Consider the following 15,725-nt stretch of genomic DNA (forward strand, 5'->3'; position numbering starts at 1 on the left):
CAATATAGATATTACAGGAGATACTTATGCCCGGCCTCAAAGGGAGAGCAGCAGTCATTACAGGTTCGACCAGCGGAATAGGTAAGGGCATTGCAGAGCGGCTCGCTGCTCAAGGTGTTGATATCATGCTCAATGGTTTTGGTAATCGGGATGAAATTTCCAAACTTGAAGATCAGCTAAAGTCTGATTATGGGGTGCGGGTCGCCTATTCAGGGGCTGATATGTCTAAGCCGGACGAAATTAGGCTCCTTATTGCGCAGGCCCAAGATGTGTTTGGTTCTGTCGATATACTTGTAAACAATGCGGGTATTCAAAACGTTTCTCCTATTGATGAATTTCCAGAAGATCGTTGGGATGCAGTAATTGCAATCAACCTTTCATCTGCTTTCCATTCCATCAAAGCTGCACTGCCGGGAATGAAAGAGCAGGGGTGGGGGCGTATTGTAAACGTAGCTTCTGCGCATGGATTGACGGCGTCGGCTAATAAATCGGCGTATGTGGCTGCCAAGCATGGTGTCGTTGGCTTGACCAAGGCGGTGGCACTTGAAGTCGCAACCCAGGGCATAACTGCCAACGCAATTTGCCCGGGGTGGGTTTTGACCGACCTTGTTCGTGCTCAAATCGAAGCTCGGGCTCAAGAGAGTGGGCGGAGTTTTGATGTAGAAAAGCGGATATTAGTTTCAGAAAAAACTCCTACTCAAGATTTTTCTACCCCTGAACAGATCGGCGAACTTGCAGTATTTTTATGTGGTGAGGCCGCTTCTCAGATGACGGGAGCGCCGTATTCAATCGATGGCGGATGGATGGCGCAATAGACCATAAGTTATTATTATTGCTATTTCTTCGACTTTTTCTAGTCGTTGTTAATATGAGGAACCTCTTTTCTTGAGGTTCCTTTTTTTTAGCACTTGAAATTCCTAAAAACGTTATTAAATCTCTATTAATAGAAATGATATTTGGCACTTCTCCGCTTTGTTGAGTAGATTTAGGATTTCAAATAGAGCATAGATTGATTATCTGGAATGGATGATTGTCTAATTTTGAGTTTGAAGTATTCGGTATCCTTGATGCCTCTGGCTCGCTTACGGATCATTCCTATACTGACATTACCAGCCTCTATCCTGGCGCTTGTGAGCTTGTGTTTGGCGTAGTTGCAGATGCCCACACAATGTTTCCGTAGGGATTTCGCGAACTTTTTTAGATAGAGCATCTGTGACTGATCTGCTATCAGGCACCAACGTTCCAGTTGCTCCGCCATCGCCTCAAATGAAGCGGCACTCCACAGCAGCTGAAGCTGTTCTTTCAAGACGTAAAGTGCATTCAGGTTGCTATTGCTCTCCAGCAACCTTTGCAGCTTGTCACTTTGTTTTTCACTCAACTTATCCGCATTTTTGAGCAACAGATAATGTGTCCCTTTCATCAACTCTTTACCACTTGGATCGGCCTTTCTGAACTCAAGTCGACGCTGATTATGGATAGCTTTGCTGTAGTTTTTCATGACGTGGAAACGGTCAAATACTATGTCGGCCAACGGCAAGGACTCTCTGACAGCCTTTTGGTAGGCAGGCCCCATATCCATCGCTACGGCCTTTATTTTGCAGGCTGTATCTGGTTGCAGTTGTTTCAAAAACCTTGAAAAAACCTCGGCAGTTCGGCCTGCTTCAACCCAGATCAGATGACCGCCAACCATATCGTAGACCACCGTCATGTAGTCATGACCTTTCGCCCGGGCAACTTCATCTACACCAATATATTCCAAGCCAGTTAGCTCTGCAGGATCAAGCGTAGGGAGAGTTTCAATAAGGTATGCCCTGTCGATATTCTTGACCGTTTCCCATCGTATATCCAAATGTCTGGAAACCGCTTGAATAGACATATGCCGACATAATCCACTGATCAGTCGGCAAAATCGGTGAGTGAAACGGCACCCTTTATCAACAAAATCACACCCCTCAATGCGGCGTTCGCCCTTGTTAATATAAACCTGCGCCAGCTCAATCTCGACCACACAAGGATACCCAAAAAGGGGGATGTCGTTTACTTGTCGGCGGACATGCTGGTTGATGCTTCCCTTCTGGCCTGTAGCAGGGTCTATAGCCCTCCTACGCGCGTCTCGGCTGCAGTGAATGACAATCTTAACACCGCCGTCATCCAGTTTAATTTCATTTACACGTTGCCCTTTGAGGCCTAAAATATGCTGCGAGATGTTGATTGTCATATACCTGCTCTATGTAAAGTTATCAGAAACCATACATATCAACAGGTTACTTGGCGGTCGGCATCTTTTTCTACTCAACAAAGCGGAGAAGAGCCTGATATTTTTGATCTTAACCAATTTTTAGTTGGTTTGTTTTAGTCTTGTAATATCAGATTTAGGTTTTTTAGTTGGTTTATTACTATTTTAGTTAATTACGATGCCTCCCTGTTGACTTGCCGCCGGTTTTTGCCGGCGGTCTTTTTTTGTTCAAAATATGTCAAAAAAGGCATTGTTTGTCTTAAAAGTGTCAAAAATGAAAACAAGACCTTGACGCGAGCGCCAAGTCTTCATAACCTCTTGCGTAACAAAGGCAAGTTGACAGGGTGGACAAAAAGACTACGCGTTTATAATCGTAGCGTTTGTTATATATATGCCAAAAAAAATACTGGCCGGGCTTTAAGCCCGGCCTTTGGTGTTTCTGGGGTTTGTTTCTGAAACAGAGGAACGTTTAGTTCTTATCCATTAACTCAGGTTTGTTCCCCGTAGACCTTGTAATCGGGATGTTTTTCGGTTTATTAGATTCTGGAATTTCCCTCGCGAGATCTATGACCAGAAGGCCATTTTCCAGGTTCGCACCAGTTACTTTGATGTGATCATCTAGGTCGAAACTTTTTTGAAAAGAGCGGTTTGCAATACCCTGATGTAGGTAGGTAACACTATCGTCAGGCTCTTTATCTTTTTGTCCGGTAACAAGAAGAGAGTTTTCCTTGAGGGTAATATCTAGTTCGTCTTGGGAAAAGCCAGCCAAAGCCATGGTTATACGATAGGCATTTTCCTGCGTTTTTTCGATATTGTATGGGGGGAAGCTGGATGCGGTATTATCCAAACGCTTTGCTGTGTCGAGCATGTTCATCATGCGGTCGAATCCAACAGTAGCGCGAAGTAGTGGGGTAAGGTCACGATGGTGCATTGCGTGTTCTCCATTGAGCAACAGGCCTAATATCTGGCTCACCTCATGGTCGAGCCGGCGATTAAGAGAAACCCCTAAGGCATTTCTCTTACTATTCGAGTTAAGTGTAAAAAATTGGATTTCAAGATCCCGGCTTCAAAAATGCCAAACCCTCATTTAGTTTTTATTTGACGGCTGATCGTTACCAATATTTTGTTAAGGCACTGGATGTTAATATGAGCACAAATAGCGCAGGTAATCTTAAACAATGCGCAAGCAAGAGTCGTCAGGCAGGATATGGTCACATTTCTGGATTCTACATATCAAGAGGCATTATCTTTAACTCGTGAAGCGCGGGATTATATGGCCGACCGTGCGCGTAATCGCCACCCATGGCTTCGTCCCGAAGATCGTTTGCAGATTTGCTGTGAAAGTATGCGGCTAACAACCAGGCTTACGCAGGTAATGGCGTGGCTGATGATGCAGCGGGCAGTATTGACGGGCGAGATAACAATGGATGAAGCCACAAGACCGGAAAATCGTTTGTCCGGACAGGTGGTTTGTGATGTGCCTGATGAGCTTCCTGATGGTGCAGACCCTAGAATGGCTGACCTAATGAGCCGAAGCTATCTAATATACATGCGCGTAATGCGACTTGATTCGCAATTGGATAGAGCGAAAAAAAAGGCCCCGTAAACGGGACCTTTATTTTTCGTATACAGAAACGGCTTAGTTCTTGATGCCGAATGCTGCAAAACGCTTGTTGAACTTAGCAACCTGACCGCCGGTATCAACCAAACGGTGCTCGCCAGTCCAAGCAGGATGACTTTTAGGATCAATATCAAGACGCATGGTGTCGCCTTCTTTGCCCCAAGTCGAGCGTGTTTCGAATTCACTACCGTCAGTCATTATAACTTTGATGGCGTGGTATTCTGGATGAATGTCTTTTTTCATAGTCCTGTATCCCCATAGGAAGCGGGGGCTTTGTAACTGAACCTGTACCTAGAGGCAAGTAGAAAACCACGAATCGAGGAAGAACTACTTAGCTAGGTCATAGGGTCGCATTGAAGCCATTAATAATTTGTGGTTTCTCACACTGGAGTGGAAAGGTCAATTCCGTTATTAGATATCTGATAATAAATTTGGTTACTCCTCGTTTTGAGGACTGTATGGCAGGAAATAAAATATGAGTCGCACGAGCGCCCGTAATAAATCTGAAACGCAAAGCGCGGACCGACCGAGCAGTAAAGAACTGAAGCACTTGCTGTTACTCTGGCAGTTTGTGCGTCCTTATAAGCTCCAGATCATCGGTGCGATGATTGCTTTGGTTGTTGCCGCAGGAACAGTTCTTGGTTTGGGGCGCGGTCTTAAGGCATTGATAGATCAGGGCTTTTCTAGCGGTGATAGCGCGTTGCTGGATCAGGCCGTTTTTGTTCTTTTTGGGGTTACTGTTCTGTTAGCTCTTGCCAGTTACTCAAGATATTATCTTGTCTCATGGATTGGTGAACGGGTTGTTGCTGATATCAGGACAGCAGTTTTTAGCCATATTATTAAAATGTCACCGGCATTTTTTGAAGTTACGCGTAGTGGAGAAATCCTTTCCCGTCTGACAACAGACACAACTCTTCTTCAGGTGGTTGTCGGGTCTTCTTTTTCAATCGCGTTGCGTAACATATTGATGTTCTTCGGTGGTTTGACGCTTCTCGTCATTACGTCCCCGAAACTCACGGGCTTTGTCGCCTTGGTAATTCCCTTCGTTTTAATCCCGATTCTCTTCTTTGGGCGTAAAGTCCGTCGTTTAAGTAAGGACAGTCAGGATCGTATTGCTGATGTCGGAGTCTTTGCGGATGAAACAATTGGGGCGATTCGCACCGTTCAAGCATTTAGCCATGAAGATATTGACCGTGGATTCTTTTCCGGCCGAGTCGAAGATGCTTTTGGTACTGCTGCGACTCGAATCCGTTTTCGTGCCCTTTTGACTGCTGTGGTTATCGTCCTCGTTTTCGGTTCCATCAGTGCTATTTTGTGGATGGGAGGGCGTGATGTCCTCGAAGGTAAGATTTCCGCAGGGGAACTCTCGTCGTTTGTTTTCTATGCAATTGTCGTCGCAGGCTCACTCGGTGCCTTTAGTGAAGTTATTGGTGACTTACAACGTGCTGCCGGAGCAACGGAGCGGCTGCTCGACCTTCTATCGATGAAGACGGATATTGCGGCTCCAGAAAACCCTATTGTTCTACCTAAGAAAATCAAGGGCGCGGTATCTTTCAAGGATGTCGGTTTTAATTATCCTTCCAGGCCTAACCAATCAGCCATGACGGATTTCTCTGCTGATATTAAATCTGGTGAGAAAGTCGCCATAGTCGGTCCTTCAGGGGCAGGGAAAACCACAGTGTTTCAGCTATTACTCAGGTATTATGATGCCCAGAAGGGCGGGATATCCATTGATGGCGTGGCAATCGGAGACCTCGACCCGATTGAAATGCGACAGCACATCGGGATGGTTTCGCAAGAGCCGGTTATCTTCTCAACGACAGCGTTAGAGAATATTCGCTATGGCCGTCCTGATGCGAGCGAAGAAGATATTTTTGATGCTGCTAAAGCGGCGTCGGCGCATGAGTTCCTCAAGGACTTGCCAGATGGTTACAATACATTCCTTGGTGAAAAAGGGGTGAGATTGTCCGGTGGGCAACGACAGCGCTTGGCAATTGCTCGAGCAATTCTTCGTGACCCCGAGATCCTTCTGTTAGACGAAGCTACGTCTGCTTTGGATTCTCAAAGTGAGCAAGCTGTTCAGAAAGCCCTGGATAATCTACTGGAAGGGCGCACCACCCTGATGATTGCACACCGTCTTGCCACCGTCCTGAAAGCTGATCGCATCCTGGTCATGGATCAGGGTAAAATCGTTGCCAGTGGGACCCATAACGAACTGATTAAACAGGATGGGCTCTATGCCAATCTGGCAGAACTGCAGTTTGGAATCGATATGAATCCTTCGATACAAGCTAAAGCAGCAAGCTAGCCATATAATAAAATATACTTAGCGTTGAGTTAGTTTGAGCTCGATACGGCGATTTCTTCTGTAGGCTATCTCATCGCGGCTGGTATCCAGGGGTTGGAATTGACCAAAGCCCGTTGCGGCTAATCTGGATGCTGGAATTCCCTGGGAAATCAGAAATTTAACGACTGATATAGATCTCGCTGTAGAAAGTTCCCAGTTAGACGGGAATTCAGGGGTAGAAATGGGCTGCACATCCGTGTGGCCGTCGACCCGTAGTATCCAGTCAATTTCGTTTGGAATAGTTCCTGAGAGCTCTCTTAGGGTGTTTGCCAGCTGTCCCAGCTGTTGGCTGCCCCCATCTTCGAGTGTGGCAGAGCCGCTCGTGAATAAAACTTCGGACTGGAAGACGAAGCGATCGCCGACAATCCTAATATCTTGCCGGTTACCCAGTACTTCTTTTAGGCGGCCAAAAAATTCAGATCTGTACTTGGCAAGTTGTTGTACCTTTGTTGCAAGGGCTACATTCAAGCGTTTGCCGAGATCAATAATTTGAGTCTCTTGAGCTGCATTAATGGCCTCAGATATTTCCAGTGTCGCAGATATATCGGAAAGCTGTTTTCGAAGGGCTGCGATTTGTTGATTTAAGAGGACAACCTCTGTCTGGGCCTCGGCAGTTAACTCTTGCTGACCTGCGAAATCGCTCTCTACACCTGCAAGCTTCTGGGTCAAATTATCGCGAAGTTCCTTCAGCAGAGCAATTTCAGCTAATTGGGTTTCAATCTTTTCTTTGTCAGCTTCAACGACTTTATAGGCGTCTTCTAACTCGGCATTCACCCGCGCTGATTCTGCAGATAATTTTGCTGCGGCGAGTTCAAGTATAGAGAGTTGTTCTTCGATTGATTTTTTATTGTTTAAGAGTTCTTCTTTTTCAGCTTCGAGCGCTTTTTTATCCGCCTCTAAGAGGTCCTTATCTTCTTGCAGAAGGTTCTTGTCAGCCTGAAGTAATGCTTGGGCGCTTATCAGATCCTTTAGTTTCTTACTGACAGAAACAAGCTCTCCTTCAAGGTCTTCTTTGTCCTCGGATAGGGATGAAAGCTGATTGGCAAGGCTATCTCGTGAGGAAATGGAACTTTGTAATTCAGTGGTTAATTGAGTGACGCTGGTCCGAAGTCGAGAATTTGCTGATTTTTCCAGGGATAGGAGATCTGCGAGCTCACTAATCTCTCTATTCAAATTGTTAAGGGCTTTGTCTTTACCGCTCAGGGCATTGCTTAGGGTGAACTGCGCCACCATAAAGACCATGAGAACGAAAATGATAACCAAGAGAAGTGTTGCGAGGGCATCAACAAATCCTGGCCATATATTAATTGCTCTTCGGTTGTTTCTGCGGCTTGAGAAAGACATCTGCGGCTATTCCCCTTCTGCAAGGGCTGCCAATGTTCGTGTTAAGAGGCGTATTTCACTCCGAATTTCCTGAACGGAGCTTTCTCGACCATTGTTGAGGTCACCGGATAATTGCTCTAGACGCAGATCCATGTTGCGTAGATGGCCACGTGATGCTTCATCTATTCCTGTATTCACTGGCGGCTTTGATTGAGCCTGAGCGAGTTGACCTAGAATTGGCTTAAGCTGCGCTTGAGTTTCCGCAATGCTCAACATCACACTCTGTTCAGCTCTCATATGGTCTGTCAGTGTCGACATACGTTCTGTCAAAGTGATCAGGCTTTGATTTGACCTTACGCGTTCTTCCTCATCCCGAGACATTGTCCGCTCAAGCTTTTCAAGACTTTCAGCCGTTTGTTCCAACAAGGCGGAAATATAGGCAGGAACAGACTGATCGCCATCCACACCAGGGCCACCGCTGGAAAGTTTTGTGATACCCGAAAGCCATTCTTCGAGGTAATTAAGGAACCGGTTGTGGGCTTGCCTGGCCTGTAGCTCTAAAAAGCCGAGCACCAGAGAGCCCGCGAGACCAAATAGGGACGAACTAAAGGCTGTGCCCATGCCTGAAAGTGGCGTAGCAAGGCCCGCTTTGAGTTCATCAAACATAGAAGAGGGGTCATCTGCGGTGGTACTTAAGCCGGATATGGTTTGTCCAACAGCGTTGACGGTATCAAGTAGTCCCCAAAACGTGCCCAAAAGCCCCAGAAACACCAAAAGGCCGATTAGGTAGCGTGAAATATCATGACTTTCTTCTATACGGCTTGAAATGCCATCAAGAAGGGTCCTCATTGAGAGAGTAGAAAGGCTTAGTTTTCCTTTTTTCTCCCCAAGCATTGTCGCCATTGGTCCAAGTAGGCGGGGCTCTCTAATTTCATCAATGGTGCCAGAAAAAACCAGACCGCCTTCTGTTTCCCTTTTTAGCTCTTCTAGCCATGCCAATTCAGGTTTAAGCGAAAGGACCTGTCGGAAAATATAGATAATTCCAAAGAAGAGAACGCCGAGTATCATTCCGTTCATTACAGCGTTTGCGACAAAAGCTTCCTGAAGGCTGGGGGCCAGAGCTGCAATTGCAGTCATAACTATACCCAGGAAAATACCCATCCGGATGAGATATCGTGTTGGCCGTTTCATACGTGAGGCGCCTCTTGGTAAATAAAAACTCTGCGCAGGTTACAAGTGCCGTTGGGCAAAACTATGGCTAGGCACTCACAACCTTCTTCTAATTGTTCATACCGTGTTAGTTTTGAACCGGAATAATCTCTACGCGATCGGGGTTACCGTCTTTAGACTTATTGCCAAGCGCTCGAACATGCATTCTTGTACTCTTAATGCCACGCTCCATTAGAACGCCTGTCACAGCCAAGGCACGCGATAGAGAGACCCGGCGTGCTTGCGCACCGCTTTCGGTATCACTGGCGTAGGCATGAAGTTGAATTACTTTTGTCTCATCAGCCAAAAGAGCATCTGCCAATTGATTCAGTTGCAACTTTGCATCTGTACTTAGCTCGGCATGTTCTGGTTCAAAGAACAATTTAATCGGAATAATTGGTCCAACAGAAGCCGCTGATACGGCGGGGTCTGCTGAAGCTGTCTCAACCGTGGGTGTCGGTGGAGGGGGCGGAGCAAGCTCATCGGTACTCTCCACGAGCGGCTGAGTTGCTATTACAGGTGCGCTAGGTATTCCTGTGCTGGCTTCTGCAGTAACCGGGGCAGGGACTGGTGGCGGCGTTAGAATCGGCTCACTTGTAACGCTTTCTATTACAGGAGCGGGTTCAAGAGGAGCAATAGACTGTGGCGCCGGTGCTTCGATAACGCTCTCGGGCTCAACTGAAGGTGCCTGAGCAATTGGTTCAGGAGCTGTGGGCGTAATTGTCGGGCTAGGGGGTGCCGGGGGTGTAACAGGACTAGGAACTTGGGTTATCTGTAGTGGTTCAGCTGCTTTTTTGACTACTTTTGGTGCCGCTGGTGGTGTTATCTCAACGACTGTTGATGGAGTTTCGACAGCCTGGCTTTGTGCGAGGATTGGTGCTGCCGGAGCTGATGCTATAGGGGGGCTTGTTACTTGTTTCGGGCGAATGCTTCCTGCAGGAGGGGGGACGAGAAGCTGTGATTGTGGTTGGAATGCAGGCACCTGTGCCGGATATTGGGGGGCAGTGCCCGTGCTCGCTACACGAGGCTGAGATACTTGGGATAAGGGAACCAGAGGTTGTCCATATGGATTGTACAAGCTGCTCCCAGAGGTTAACCCCGGTTGTTGCACTGGGGTGTTGTATCCCTGAGGCGCGTAGGCAGGGGCGTTATAGCCCTGTTGTGTATATCCTGAGGACTGAGGCTGAAAATTTGAAAAATTCTGTATGGTAATCTGGCTGTGGGGATAAGTTTGAGGCGGGTAAAGAAGGTTTCCCGGTCTGCTCAGATATTCGCTTCCGTTACTGCCGGGATATCCTGAAAGAATATTCTGGGAACCATAGGTATTAGAATATCCGTTAGAATAGGCCGGCACAGAGCCTATTAACTGCTCGTTGATATAGACGCCAGAACTACCGGATCCCCCGATGATGGTGGTGTTCTGTGCCATCGACGTCGTGGCAGCACTCAAAAGCGCAATCCCAGCCGAACCTGTAAGTAGCATTACAGTGCGGTTAACATTTATATTTTTCAGCATATAGCTCATAGGCTTAAACAAAGTACATCCCCCAGGATGATTCCCAATGTGAATCTTGGAGCGTAGCTTAATGCTGATAAGAGGTTACGACAATAGATAAGGCAAAAAGAACAAAGGGCTCGTGAAACACGAGCCCTTTGAAGCACTGGTAAATCACAATGAATTTACCGTAGAAATGGTCGTCCTAAATCTTCGAAGCCTAGGCTTTGCCAGCTTCTTTGAATAATTTGACCATCTTTGGGTGCAAATCAATGTTTGCGCAAAGAATACTTTTACTTTCAAGCTTAAATTGGCGGCCATCGATCTCGGTCACCGAGCCACCAGCTTCTTTAACAAGTAATTGGCCTGCGGCAACATCCCATGCGGAGAGATCACGTTCCCAGAAAGCGTCATATCTGCCGGCAGCAATGTAAGCCAAATCAAGTGCTGCTGCACCCCAGCGGCGTACGCCTGCTGTTTGTGCCATCACGGCATTGATTTCCCGGAGGAATGGGCCGCGATCGCCACGTCCGAGATAGGGAGTGCCTGTAGCAATGATCGTACTATCAAGACTTACACGCGCAGATACACGCAAGCGTTTGTCGTTGAGAAAAGCGCCTTTGCCTTTTTCAGCGGTGTACATCTCGTCTTTGATTGGATCATAAACAAGAGCTGCTACGATTTCACCACGTACTTCAAGTGCAATGGAAATAGCAAAGTGAGGTAGTCCATGCAGGAAGTTCGTTGTGCCATCCAGAGGATCAATAATCCAACGCTCGTCCGTGCTCTCACCTTTTTCGATACCAGCTTCTTCTGTTAAAAAACCAAATTCAGGACGCGCCTTTTTTAGCTCTTCTTTCAGAATTTTTTCCGCTTTGAGATCTGCGGTTGAAACGAAATCAGCAGGCCCTTTTTTAGAAACCTGAAGATTTTCTACTTCACCAAAATCGCGTTTGAGACTGCGGGCAGCTTTCTCAGCTGCGCGTACCATAACGGTTATGCGTGGTGACCGATATACCATCGAAATTACTTTCCGTAAGTTTGACAGAGGGTACGGCTAAGTACCCCCGTGTGAATTCTTAGTCTTTCGCACGTTCCACATAGCTGCCGTCGGCAGTATTCACGACGATACGTGTACCAGCTGCGATATGTGGGGGAACGAGAATACGAGCGCCGTTGTCCAGAACACCAGGCTTGTAGGAAGAAGATGCAGTCTGTCCTTTGACTACAGCATCAGCTTCTACAACCTCACAGGTAACGTGATCAGGAAGGACAACAGAAATTGGTTCTTCTTCGTAAAGTTCAATGGTGACCGCCATGCCGTCTTGTAAGAAGATAACAGGTTCGCCGACCATGTCTTCATGCAGGGCAATTTGCTCATAGGATTCATTATTCATGAAATTGAGCATGTCACCATCGCGGAAGAGGAATTGGTATTCAATCTGATCTAGGCGAACACGATCAACATCTTCACTTGCGCGGAAACGTTCGTTCATTTTTGTACCGTCGCGGATATCCCGAAGTTCCACTTGAAGGTACGCGCCACCTTTGCCCGGCTGTGTGTGTTGAGTTTTCATAGCGCGCATCAAGCGGCCTTTGTACTCAATAATGTTGCCAGGGCGGATGGCATTTCCATTAATTTTCATGATCAGTGCCCGTCTTCAGTTGTCAAATAACATAATGTTAGAGTGTGTCGTATTTGTAATTCGCAGGGAACCTATCAGTTCCTCGCGTTTCAGGCAATTGCCTCATTAATTTCAGCAATCGCTTTTGCAGGATCTGTCGGGTGCTTCCAGATTGCGCTCTGGACCGCAATAAAGTCTGCACCTGCTTCTGCATGTAGGCTGGCATCATCAATGGAGACATCATCCATTGATACACAAGGTGGTGTCATCATCGTCTGCCACCAGGTTAGAAGTTCCGGGCCTCTTGGTCCGTTCTCTTCGAACGCGCGAACGTCGGGATCGTCAATTTCCGGTAGTGGTTTCCTGTTGTTGAAGGCAACATAGTCTGCACCTGCTTCACCGACCAGAATCGCATCGTGTCGAGAAATCCCACAATCAACACCGACGATGTTGTCGCTGCCTAAAAACTCGCGCGCTTCTTTAAAGGTTTCTGCAGAGGTGAGATGGACACCGTCGCAATTAAGAGAGGCTGCGCTTTTGAAATCATCTTCGATCAAAAAGGCAATATCCCGATCTTGCACCAATGGGCGAAGTACCGCGACAACCTCTTGCAATGTAGACTCTGAACGTGCTGTTCCACATAGGAGAACACAGGAAATACCACCGCTGTCCAGCGCTTGTAATAGCGAGGGTACAAACTGGTCGGTTGAGAGTTCACCACTCAGAACTTCAGGAGGGGTGAGAAGATAGATTTCAGAATTCATAGCTCTTCATACCTAAGGAGTTACAACCTGGCAATGGGTGTCAGAGTATAGCTCATATCTTTAAAGCGAATAGCTGGATACTTAAAGTATCCATCATTGAGTTGGTAATTCGTCCGTTTTCAATGACGAGAAATACCATCTTATTTATTATCAGACGAACAAAGCCTTTTTTTACATGATAATGCTTTGCTAGGCTCCGCTTGAACAGGGGGAGCTTTTTGGATTTTCCGGACAAGGGCATAATGGGAGTGTTAGAGATGAAGTTAGAAACTTTTGGACGTTTACCTGAACTTCAGCACTTAATCGATCTGCTAAAGAGTACATTTAAGGCTGATACCTCTACACCAGAAGATGTTCCCCGTGTCGCGCAAACAATCTTTTCTGCTTTAGAGAGGGAGGTTTGTGTTGAAGGTGCAAATAAACCCACGCGGCTTAAAGCTTGCTCCTATTTTGAGACTGCACTTGATAGAATAAGATTGGGGGGCCCGTTGATAAGTCCCATGGCAGATGTGCTTGAGGCACTTGAGCCAAAATTACAGTGGTATCATCCTACCGTATTGGGCTCATCAATTAATGATGCACATGACAACATTGCAAATGCAGTATTGATCGGGCCAAACGGGCTGGAGCGACGTAAAGATGTGCTGGTTGGCATAACTATAATGGGTCCCCAAACGCTATATCCTAATCACCAGCATTATCCCGAAGAGATATACAGGGTCTTATCTGAGGGGGAGTGGCGACAAAATGAAGGGCCATGGCATGAGCCAGGTTTCGGAGGGACTGTTTACAATCCTTCGAATATCATCCACGCATTCAGATCCAAAATGCAGCCTTTATGTGCGATTTGGTGTCTCCGGAATACGCATGAGCCTTAGGTGATTTATTTAGCTTGTTGGTGGTTCGTTTTCCTCACACTTTTTAATGTAAGTACAAAAAAAACGGGGCTCCTGAGAACCCCGTTTTCTAACGTTCAGCGCAAATTGCTTAAAGCTGCTTGCCCATTGCAACGGCTGTGTCCAGCATGCGAAGGCTAAAGCCCCACTCGTTGTCATACCAAGCCAGAACACGGACGAAGTTTCCGCCAATGATCTGGGTTTGTGTTGTATCAAAGACGGAGGAAGAGGGGTTGTGATTGAAGTCACAAGATACCAATGGCAATGCATTAATACCGAGGACACCCTTCAAATAGCCTTTTGAGGCTTCGATCATCGCGTTGTTGATTTCTTCAACAGTCGTGTCACGTTCAGCTGTGAAAGTCAGGTCGATACAGCTGACATTTGCTGTTGGTACGCGGATGGCGTTACCTTCGAGCTTACCTTCCAGAACAGGAAGAACCTCACCAATGGCGCGGGCTGCACCTGTGGATGTCGGGATCATGGAAACGGCTGCGGCACGGGCACGACGTAGATCTTTGTGCTTTGAATCTACGGTTGTTTGATCCCCAGTATAGGCGTGAGTGGTGGTCATAAAACCGTTTTTGATGCCGATGGTATTTTGCAATACATCGACAACCGGAGCTAGGCAGTTTGTCGTACAGGATGCATTGGAAACGATATTGTGCTCACTGGTCAGTTGTTTGTGGTTTACGCCATAAACAACTGTCAGATCACAACCCTGTTTCGCAGGAGCAGAGATCAATACTTTCTTGGCGCCACCAACCATATGTAGAGAAGATCCCTCTACATTGTTGAAAGCACCCGTGCATTCAAGGACAACATCGACGCCGTACTCACCCCAAGGTAGTTTGGCCGGATCGCGGTCGTGAAGCATTTTAATTTTTTTTCCGTTGATGATGATGTTCTCATCATCGGCTTCAACCTCAGCATTGAGGGTGCCGTGAACGGAATCGAATTTAAGCATATGGGCGTGAATAGAGGGATCACCCGATGCATTGATGGCAACGATTTCGATATCATCGCGATTGGTCTCAATAGCTCCGCGGAGTGTAAGACGACCAATGCGACCAAAACCATTGATTCCAACTTTAACTGTCATAATTTGGAACCTATTTATTATTTAGTTATCGTTATCAGGGCTTATGCCCCTTAGTATAACGCCCCAACCTTTCGGATGGGGCGTTTATTTATTTGAAGATTTATCAGTAAGTACCTGTCGAAGCCTTACTGTTATCTTCTGCTCTTTTCAAAAACGCACTCTGCATTGCAGAGCCGTTATCTTTACTACCGGCCCATGCTTTGAGGGGAGCCGCTTGCAATGCCCGGCCATAGGAGAAACTTAGTTTCCAAGGCAGGTTACTGTAGTTTTTGTTCATTGCATTCAGGTGTTCTGTGGACTGTTCGTCGGTTTGTCCGCCGGAAAGGAAGACAATGCCAGGAACAGCAGCAGGTACGCAGCGCAAGAGGGTTGCAACTGTGCGATCCGCAACTTCTTCCACGGAATCCTGATCAGGACATGCCTGACCAGCAATTACCATATTTGGTTTTAGCAAGATGCCTTCTAGCTCGACTTCCTGATTGGCCAGTTCTGCAAACACGGAACGAAGAACTTCTTCGCTTACCGCTTGGCATACATTGATGTCGTGATCGCCATCCATAAGGATTTCAGGTTCAACAATCGGCACGAGTCCAGCTTCTTGAGCCAGAGCAGCATAACGCGCGAGTGCGTGAGCATTGGCATTAATAGCTGCAAGGCTTGGGGACTGGTCTGTGATGTGGTAAACACCGCGCCACTTGGTAAATTTTGCACCAAGTTTTGCATACTCGTTCAACCGTTCACGTAGTCCATCAAGGCCTTCTGTGATGGTTTCTTCTGGGTGTCCTGCAAGAGGTTTGGCTCCAAGATCGACTTTGATACCTGGAATGATGCCTTGATCCTGCAAAACTTTACTCAAAGGCGTTCCGTCAGCAGCATTTTGACGAAGCGTTTCATCATACAGGATTACACCACTGATGAAATCGTTTCCACCTTCTGCCCGGAAGAGTAACTCCCGATAATCACGTCGGGAATCTTCGGTTGATTCCGCCGAGATTGAATCAAAGCGCTTCTTGATCGTGCCCGTGCTTTCGTCTGCGGCAAGGATACCCTTGCCGGTGGAGACGAGAGCCTGAGCGATATCTGCAAGTGTGTCAGTCATAATTTTTC

At 46.9% G+C, this 15,725-nt stretch carries 16 protein-coding genes; 5 read left to right on the forward strand and 11 right to left on the reverse strand.

Going from position 1 to position 15,725, the window contains the following annotated elements; all coding sequences use genetic code 11:
• Nucleotides 1-26 precede the first annotated feature (26 nt).
• The gene (locus ACOGW3_RS15745) at nucleotides 27-815 is read left to right on the forward strand and encodes a 3-hydroxybutyrate dehydrogenase (RefSeq protein ID WP_419903853.1); all 789 of its coding nucleotides are present in this window, start codon (nucleotides 27-29) and stop codon (nucleotides 813-815) included.
• A gap of 170 nt (nucleotides 816-985) precedes the next feature.
• Here the strand turns inward: ACOGW3_RS15745 and ACOGW3_RS15750 are convergent, their stop codons facing one another.
• On the reverse strand, nucleotides 986-2,218 hold the full coding sequence (locus ACOGW3_RS15750; RefSeq protein ID WP_419901077.1) for an ISL3 family transposase: 1,233 nt from the start codon (nucleotides 2,216-2,218) through the stop codon (nucleotides 986-988).
• Between ACOGW3_RS15750 and ACOGW3_RS15755 the strand changes: the two genes are divergently transcribed.
• Nucleotides 2,205-2,342: a hypothetical protein gene (locus tag ACOGW3_RS15755; RefSeq protein WP_419903854.1), complete on the forward strand. Its 138-nt coding sequence runs from the start codon at nucleotides 2,205-2,207 to the stop codon at nucleotides 2,340-2,342. The genes ACOGW3_RS15750 and ACOGW3_RS15755 overlap by 14 nt on opposite strands.
• Before the next feature lie 363 nt (nucleotides 2,343-2,705).
• On the opposite strand, the gene ACOGW3_RS15760 is transcribed toward ACOGW3_RS15755, so the two are convergent.
• Nucleotides 2,706-3,167, reverse strand: a complete 462-nt coding sequence (locus tag ACOGW3_RS15760) for an Hsp20 family protein (protein WP_419903855.1) — start codon at nucleotides 3,165-3,167, stop codon at nucleotides 2,706-2,708.
• Nucleotides 3,168-3,443: 276 nt separating this feature from the next.
• On the opposite strand from ACOGW3_RS15760, the gene ACOGW3_RS15765 reads away from it, so the two are divergent.
• Nucleotides 3,444-3,842 carry a DUF1465 family protein gene (locus tag ACOGW3_RS15765; protein WP_419903856.1) on the forward strand — a complete coding sequence of 133 codons (399 nt, stop codon included), beginning with the start codon at nucleotides 3,444-3,446 and terminating at the stop codon, nucleotides 3,840-3,842.
• A gap of 33 nt (nucleotides 3,843-3,875) precedes the next feature.
• Here the strand turns inward: ACOGW3_RS15765 and rpmE are convergent, their stop codons facing one another.
• A complete protein-coding gene (rpmE, locus tag ACOGW3_RS15770; RefSeq protein WP_419903857.1) occupies nucleotides 3,876-4,100 on the reverse strand; it encodes a 50S ribosomal protein L31 in 225 nt (74 codons plus the stop codon).
• A 232-nt stretch (nucleotides 4,101-4,332) separates the two neighbouring features.
• Here rpmE and ACOGW3_RS15775 point away from each other — a divergent pair, with 232 nt between their 5' ends.
• Nucleotides 4,333-6,165: an ABC transporter transmembrane domain-containing protein gene (locus ACOGW3_RS15775; protein ID WP_419903858.1), complete on the forward strand. Its 1,833-nt coding sequence runs from the start codon at nucleotides 4,333-4,335 to the stop codon at nucleotides 6,163-6,165.
• An 18-nt stretch (nucleotides 6,166-6,183) separates the two neighbouring features.
• Here ACOGW3_RS15775 and ACOGW3_RS15780 read toward each other — a convergent pair whose 3' ends face one another.
• The 6 genes from ACOGW3_RS15780 to ACOGW3_RS15805 form a co-directional block, all read right to left on the reverse strand.
• Entirely contained in the window at nucleotides 6,184-7,548 is a 1,365-nt protein-coding gene (locus ACOGW3_RS15780) for a peptidoglycan -binding protein (protein ID WP_419903859.1), read from the reverse strand.
• Between the two features lie 6 nt (nucleotides 7,549-7,554).
• Complete coding sequence (locus ACOGW3_RS15785) at nucleotides 7,555-8,718, reverse strand: flagellar motor protein MotA (protein ID WP_419903860.1); 1,164 nt, start codon at nucleotides 8,716-8,718, stop codon at nucleotides 7,555-7,557.
• A 106-nt stretch (nucleotides 8,719-8,824) separates the two neighbouring features.
• Nucleotides 8,825-10,252, reverse strand: coding sequence for an OmpA family protein (locus tag ACOGW3_RS15790; RefSeq protein ID WP_419903861.1), 1,428 nt, complete (start codon nucleotides 10,250-10,252; stop codon nucleotides 8,825-8,827).
• A gap of 199 nt (nucleotides 10,253-10,451) precedes the next feature.
• On the reverse strand, nucleotides 10,452-11,252 hold the full coding sequence (locus ACOGW3_RS15795) for an inositol monophosphatase family protein (protein WP_419903862.1): 801 nt from the start codon (nucleotides 11,250-11,252) through the stop codon (nucleotides 10,452-10,454).
• A gap of 58 nt (nucleotides 11,253-11,310) precedes the next feature.
• Nucleotides 11,311-11,877 (reverse strand): elongation factor P, encoded by a 567-nt coding sequence (efp, locus tag ACOGW3_RS15800; RefSeq protein WP_419903863.1) that lies wholly within the window; start codon nucleotides 11,875-11,877, stop codon nucleotides 11,311-11,313.
• Nucleotides 11,878-11,966: 89 nt separating this feature from the next.
• Nucleotides 11,967-12,620: a thiamine phosphate synthase gene (locus tag ACOGW3_RS15805; protein WP_419903864.1), complete on the reverse strand. Its 654-nt coding sequence runs from the start codon at nucleotides 12,618-12,620 to the stop codon at nucleotides 11,967-11,969.
• Nucleotides 12,621-12,877: 257 nt separating this feature from the next.
• Here ACOGW3_RS15805 and ACOGW3_RS15810 point away from each other — a divergent pair, with 257 nt between their 5' ends.
• The gene (locus ACOGW3_RS15810; protein WP_419903865.1) at nucleotides 12,878-13,498 is read left to right on the forward strand and encodes a dimethylsulfonioproprionate lyase family protein; all 621 of its coding nucleotides are present in this window, start codon (nucleotides 12,878-12,880) and stop codon (nucleotides 13,496-13,498) included.
• Between the two features lie 109 nt (nucleotides 13,499-13,607).
• On the opposite strand, the gene gap is transcribed toward ACOGW3_RS15810, so the two are convergent.
• Both gap and ACOGW3_RS15820 read right to left on the reverse strand, forming a co-directional pair.
• Entirely contained in the window at nucleotides 13,608-14,618 is a 1,011-nt protein-coding gene (gene gap, locus ACOGW3_RS15815) for a type I glyceraldehyde-3-phosphate dehydrogenase (protein ID WP_419903866.1), read from the reverse strand.
• A gap of 103 nt (nucleotides 14,619-14,721) precedes the next feature.
• Complete coding sequence (locus ACOGW3_RS15820; RefSeq protein WP_419903867.1) at nucleotides 14,722-15,717, reverse strand: class I fructose-bisphosphate aldolase; 996 nt, start codon at nucleotides 15,715-15,717, stop codon at nucleotides 14,722-14,724.
• Nucleotides 15,718-15,725 lie beyond the last annotated feature (8 nt).

Source organism: Kiloniella sp. (genome assembly GCF_965205715.1).
In the GTDB taxonomy this organism is placed as follows: Bacteria; Pseudomonadota; Alphaproteobacteria; order Kiloniellales; family Kiloniellaceae; genus Kiloniella.

Bases quoted from the DNA above. Each gene is read 5' to 3' on its own strand.
- ACOGW3_RS15745 (WP_419903853.1), top strand. From the start codon at position 27: ATGCCCGGCCTCAAAGGGAGAGCAGCAGTCATTACAGGTTCGACCAGC.
- ACOGW3_RS15755 (WP_419903854.1), top strand. From the start codon at position 2,205: ATGTTGATTGTCATATACCTGCTCTATGTAAAGTTATCAGAAACCATA.
- ACOGW3_RS15750 (WP_419901077.1), bottom strand. From the start codon at position 2,218: ATGACAATCAACATCTCGCAGCATATTTTAGGCCTCAAAGGGCAACGT.
- ACOGW3_RS15760 (WP_419903855.1), bottom strand. From the start codon at position 3,167: ATGCACCATCGTGACCTTACCCCACTACTTCGCGCTACTGTTGGATTC.
- ACOGW3_RS15765 (WP_419903856.1), top strand. From the start codon at position 3,444: ATGGTCACATTTCTGGATTCTACATATCAAGAGGCATTATCTTTAACT.
- rpmE (WP_419903857.1), bottom strand. From the start codon at position 4,100: ATGAAAAAAGACATTCATCCAGAATACCACGCCATCAAAGTTATAATG.
- ACOGW3_RS15775 (WP_419903858.1), top strand. From the start codon at position 4,333: ATGAGTCGCACGAGCGCCCGTAATAAATCTGAAACGCAAAGCGCGGAC.
- ACOGW3_RS15780 (WP_419903859.1), bottom strand. From the start codon at position 7,548: ATGTCTTTCTCAAGCCGCAGAAACAACCGAAGAGCAATTAATATATGG.
- ACOGW3_RS15785 (WP_419903860.1), bottom strand. From the start codon at position 8,718: ATGAAACGGCCAACACGATATCTCATCCGGATGGGTATTTTCCTGGGT.
- ACOGW3_RS15790 (WP_419903861.1), bottom strand. From the start codon at position 10,252: ATGCTGAAAAATATAAATGTTAACCGCACTGTAATGCTACTTACAGGT.
- ACOGW3_RS15795 (WP_419903862.1), bottom strand. From the start codon at position 11,252: ATGGTATATCGGTCACCACGCATAACCGTTATGGTACGCGCAGCTGAG.
- efp (WP_419903863.1), bottom strand. From the start codon at position 11,877: ATGAAAATTAATGGAAATGCCATCCGCCCTGGCAACATTATTGAGTAC.
- ACOGW3_RS15805 (WP_419903864.1), bottom strand. From the start codon at position 12,620: ATGAATTCTGAAATCTATCTTCTCACCCCTCCTGAAGTTCTGAGTGGT.
- ACOGW3_RS15810 (WP_419903865.1), top strand. From the start codon at position 12,878: ATGAAGTTAGAAACTTTTGGACGTTTACCTGAACTTCAGCACTTAATC.
- gap (WP_419903866.1), bottom strand. From the start codon at position 14,618: ATGACAGTTAAAGTTGGAATCAATGGTTTTGGTCGCATTGGTCGTCTT.
- ACOGW3_RS15820 (WP_419903867.1), bottom strand. From the start codon at position 15,717: ATGACTGACACACTTGCAGATATCGCTCAGGCTCTCGTCTCCACCGGC.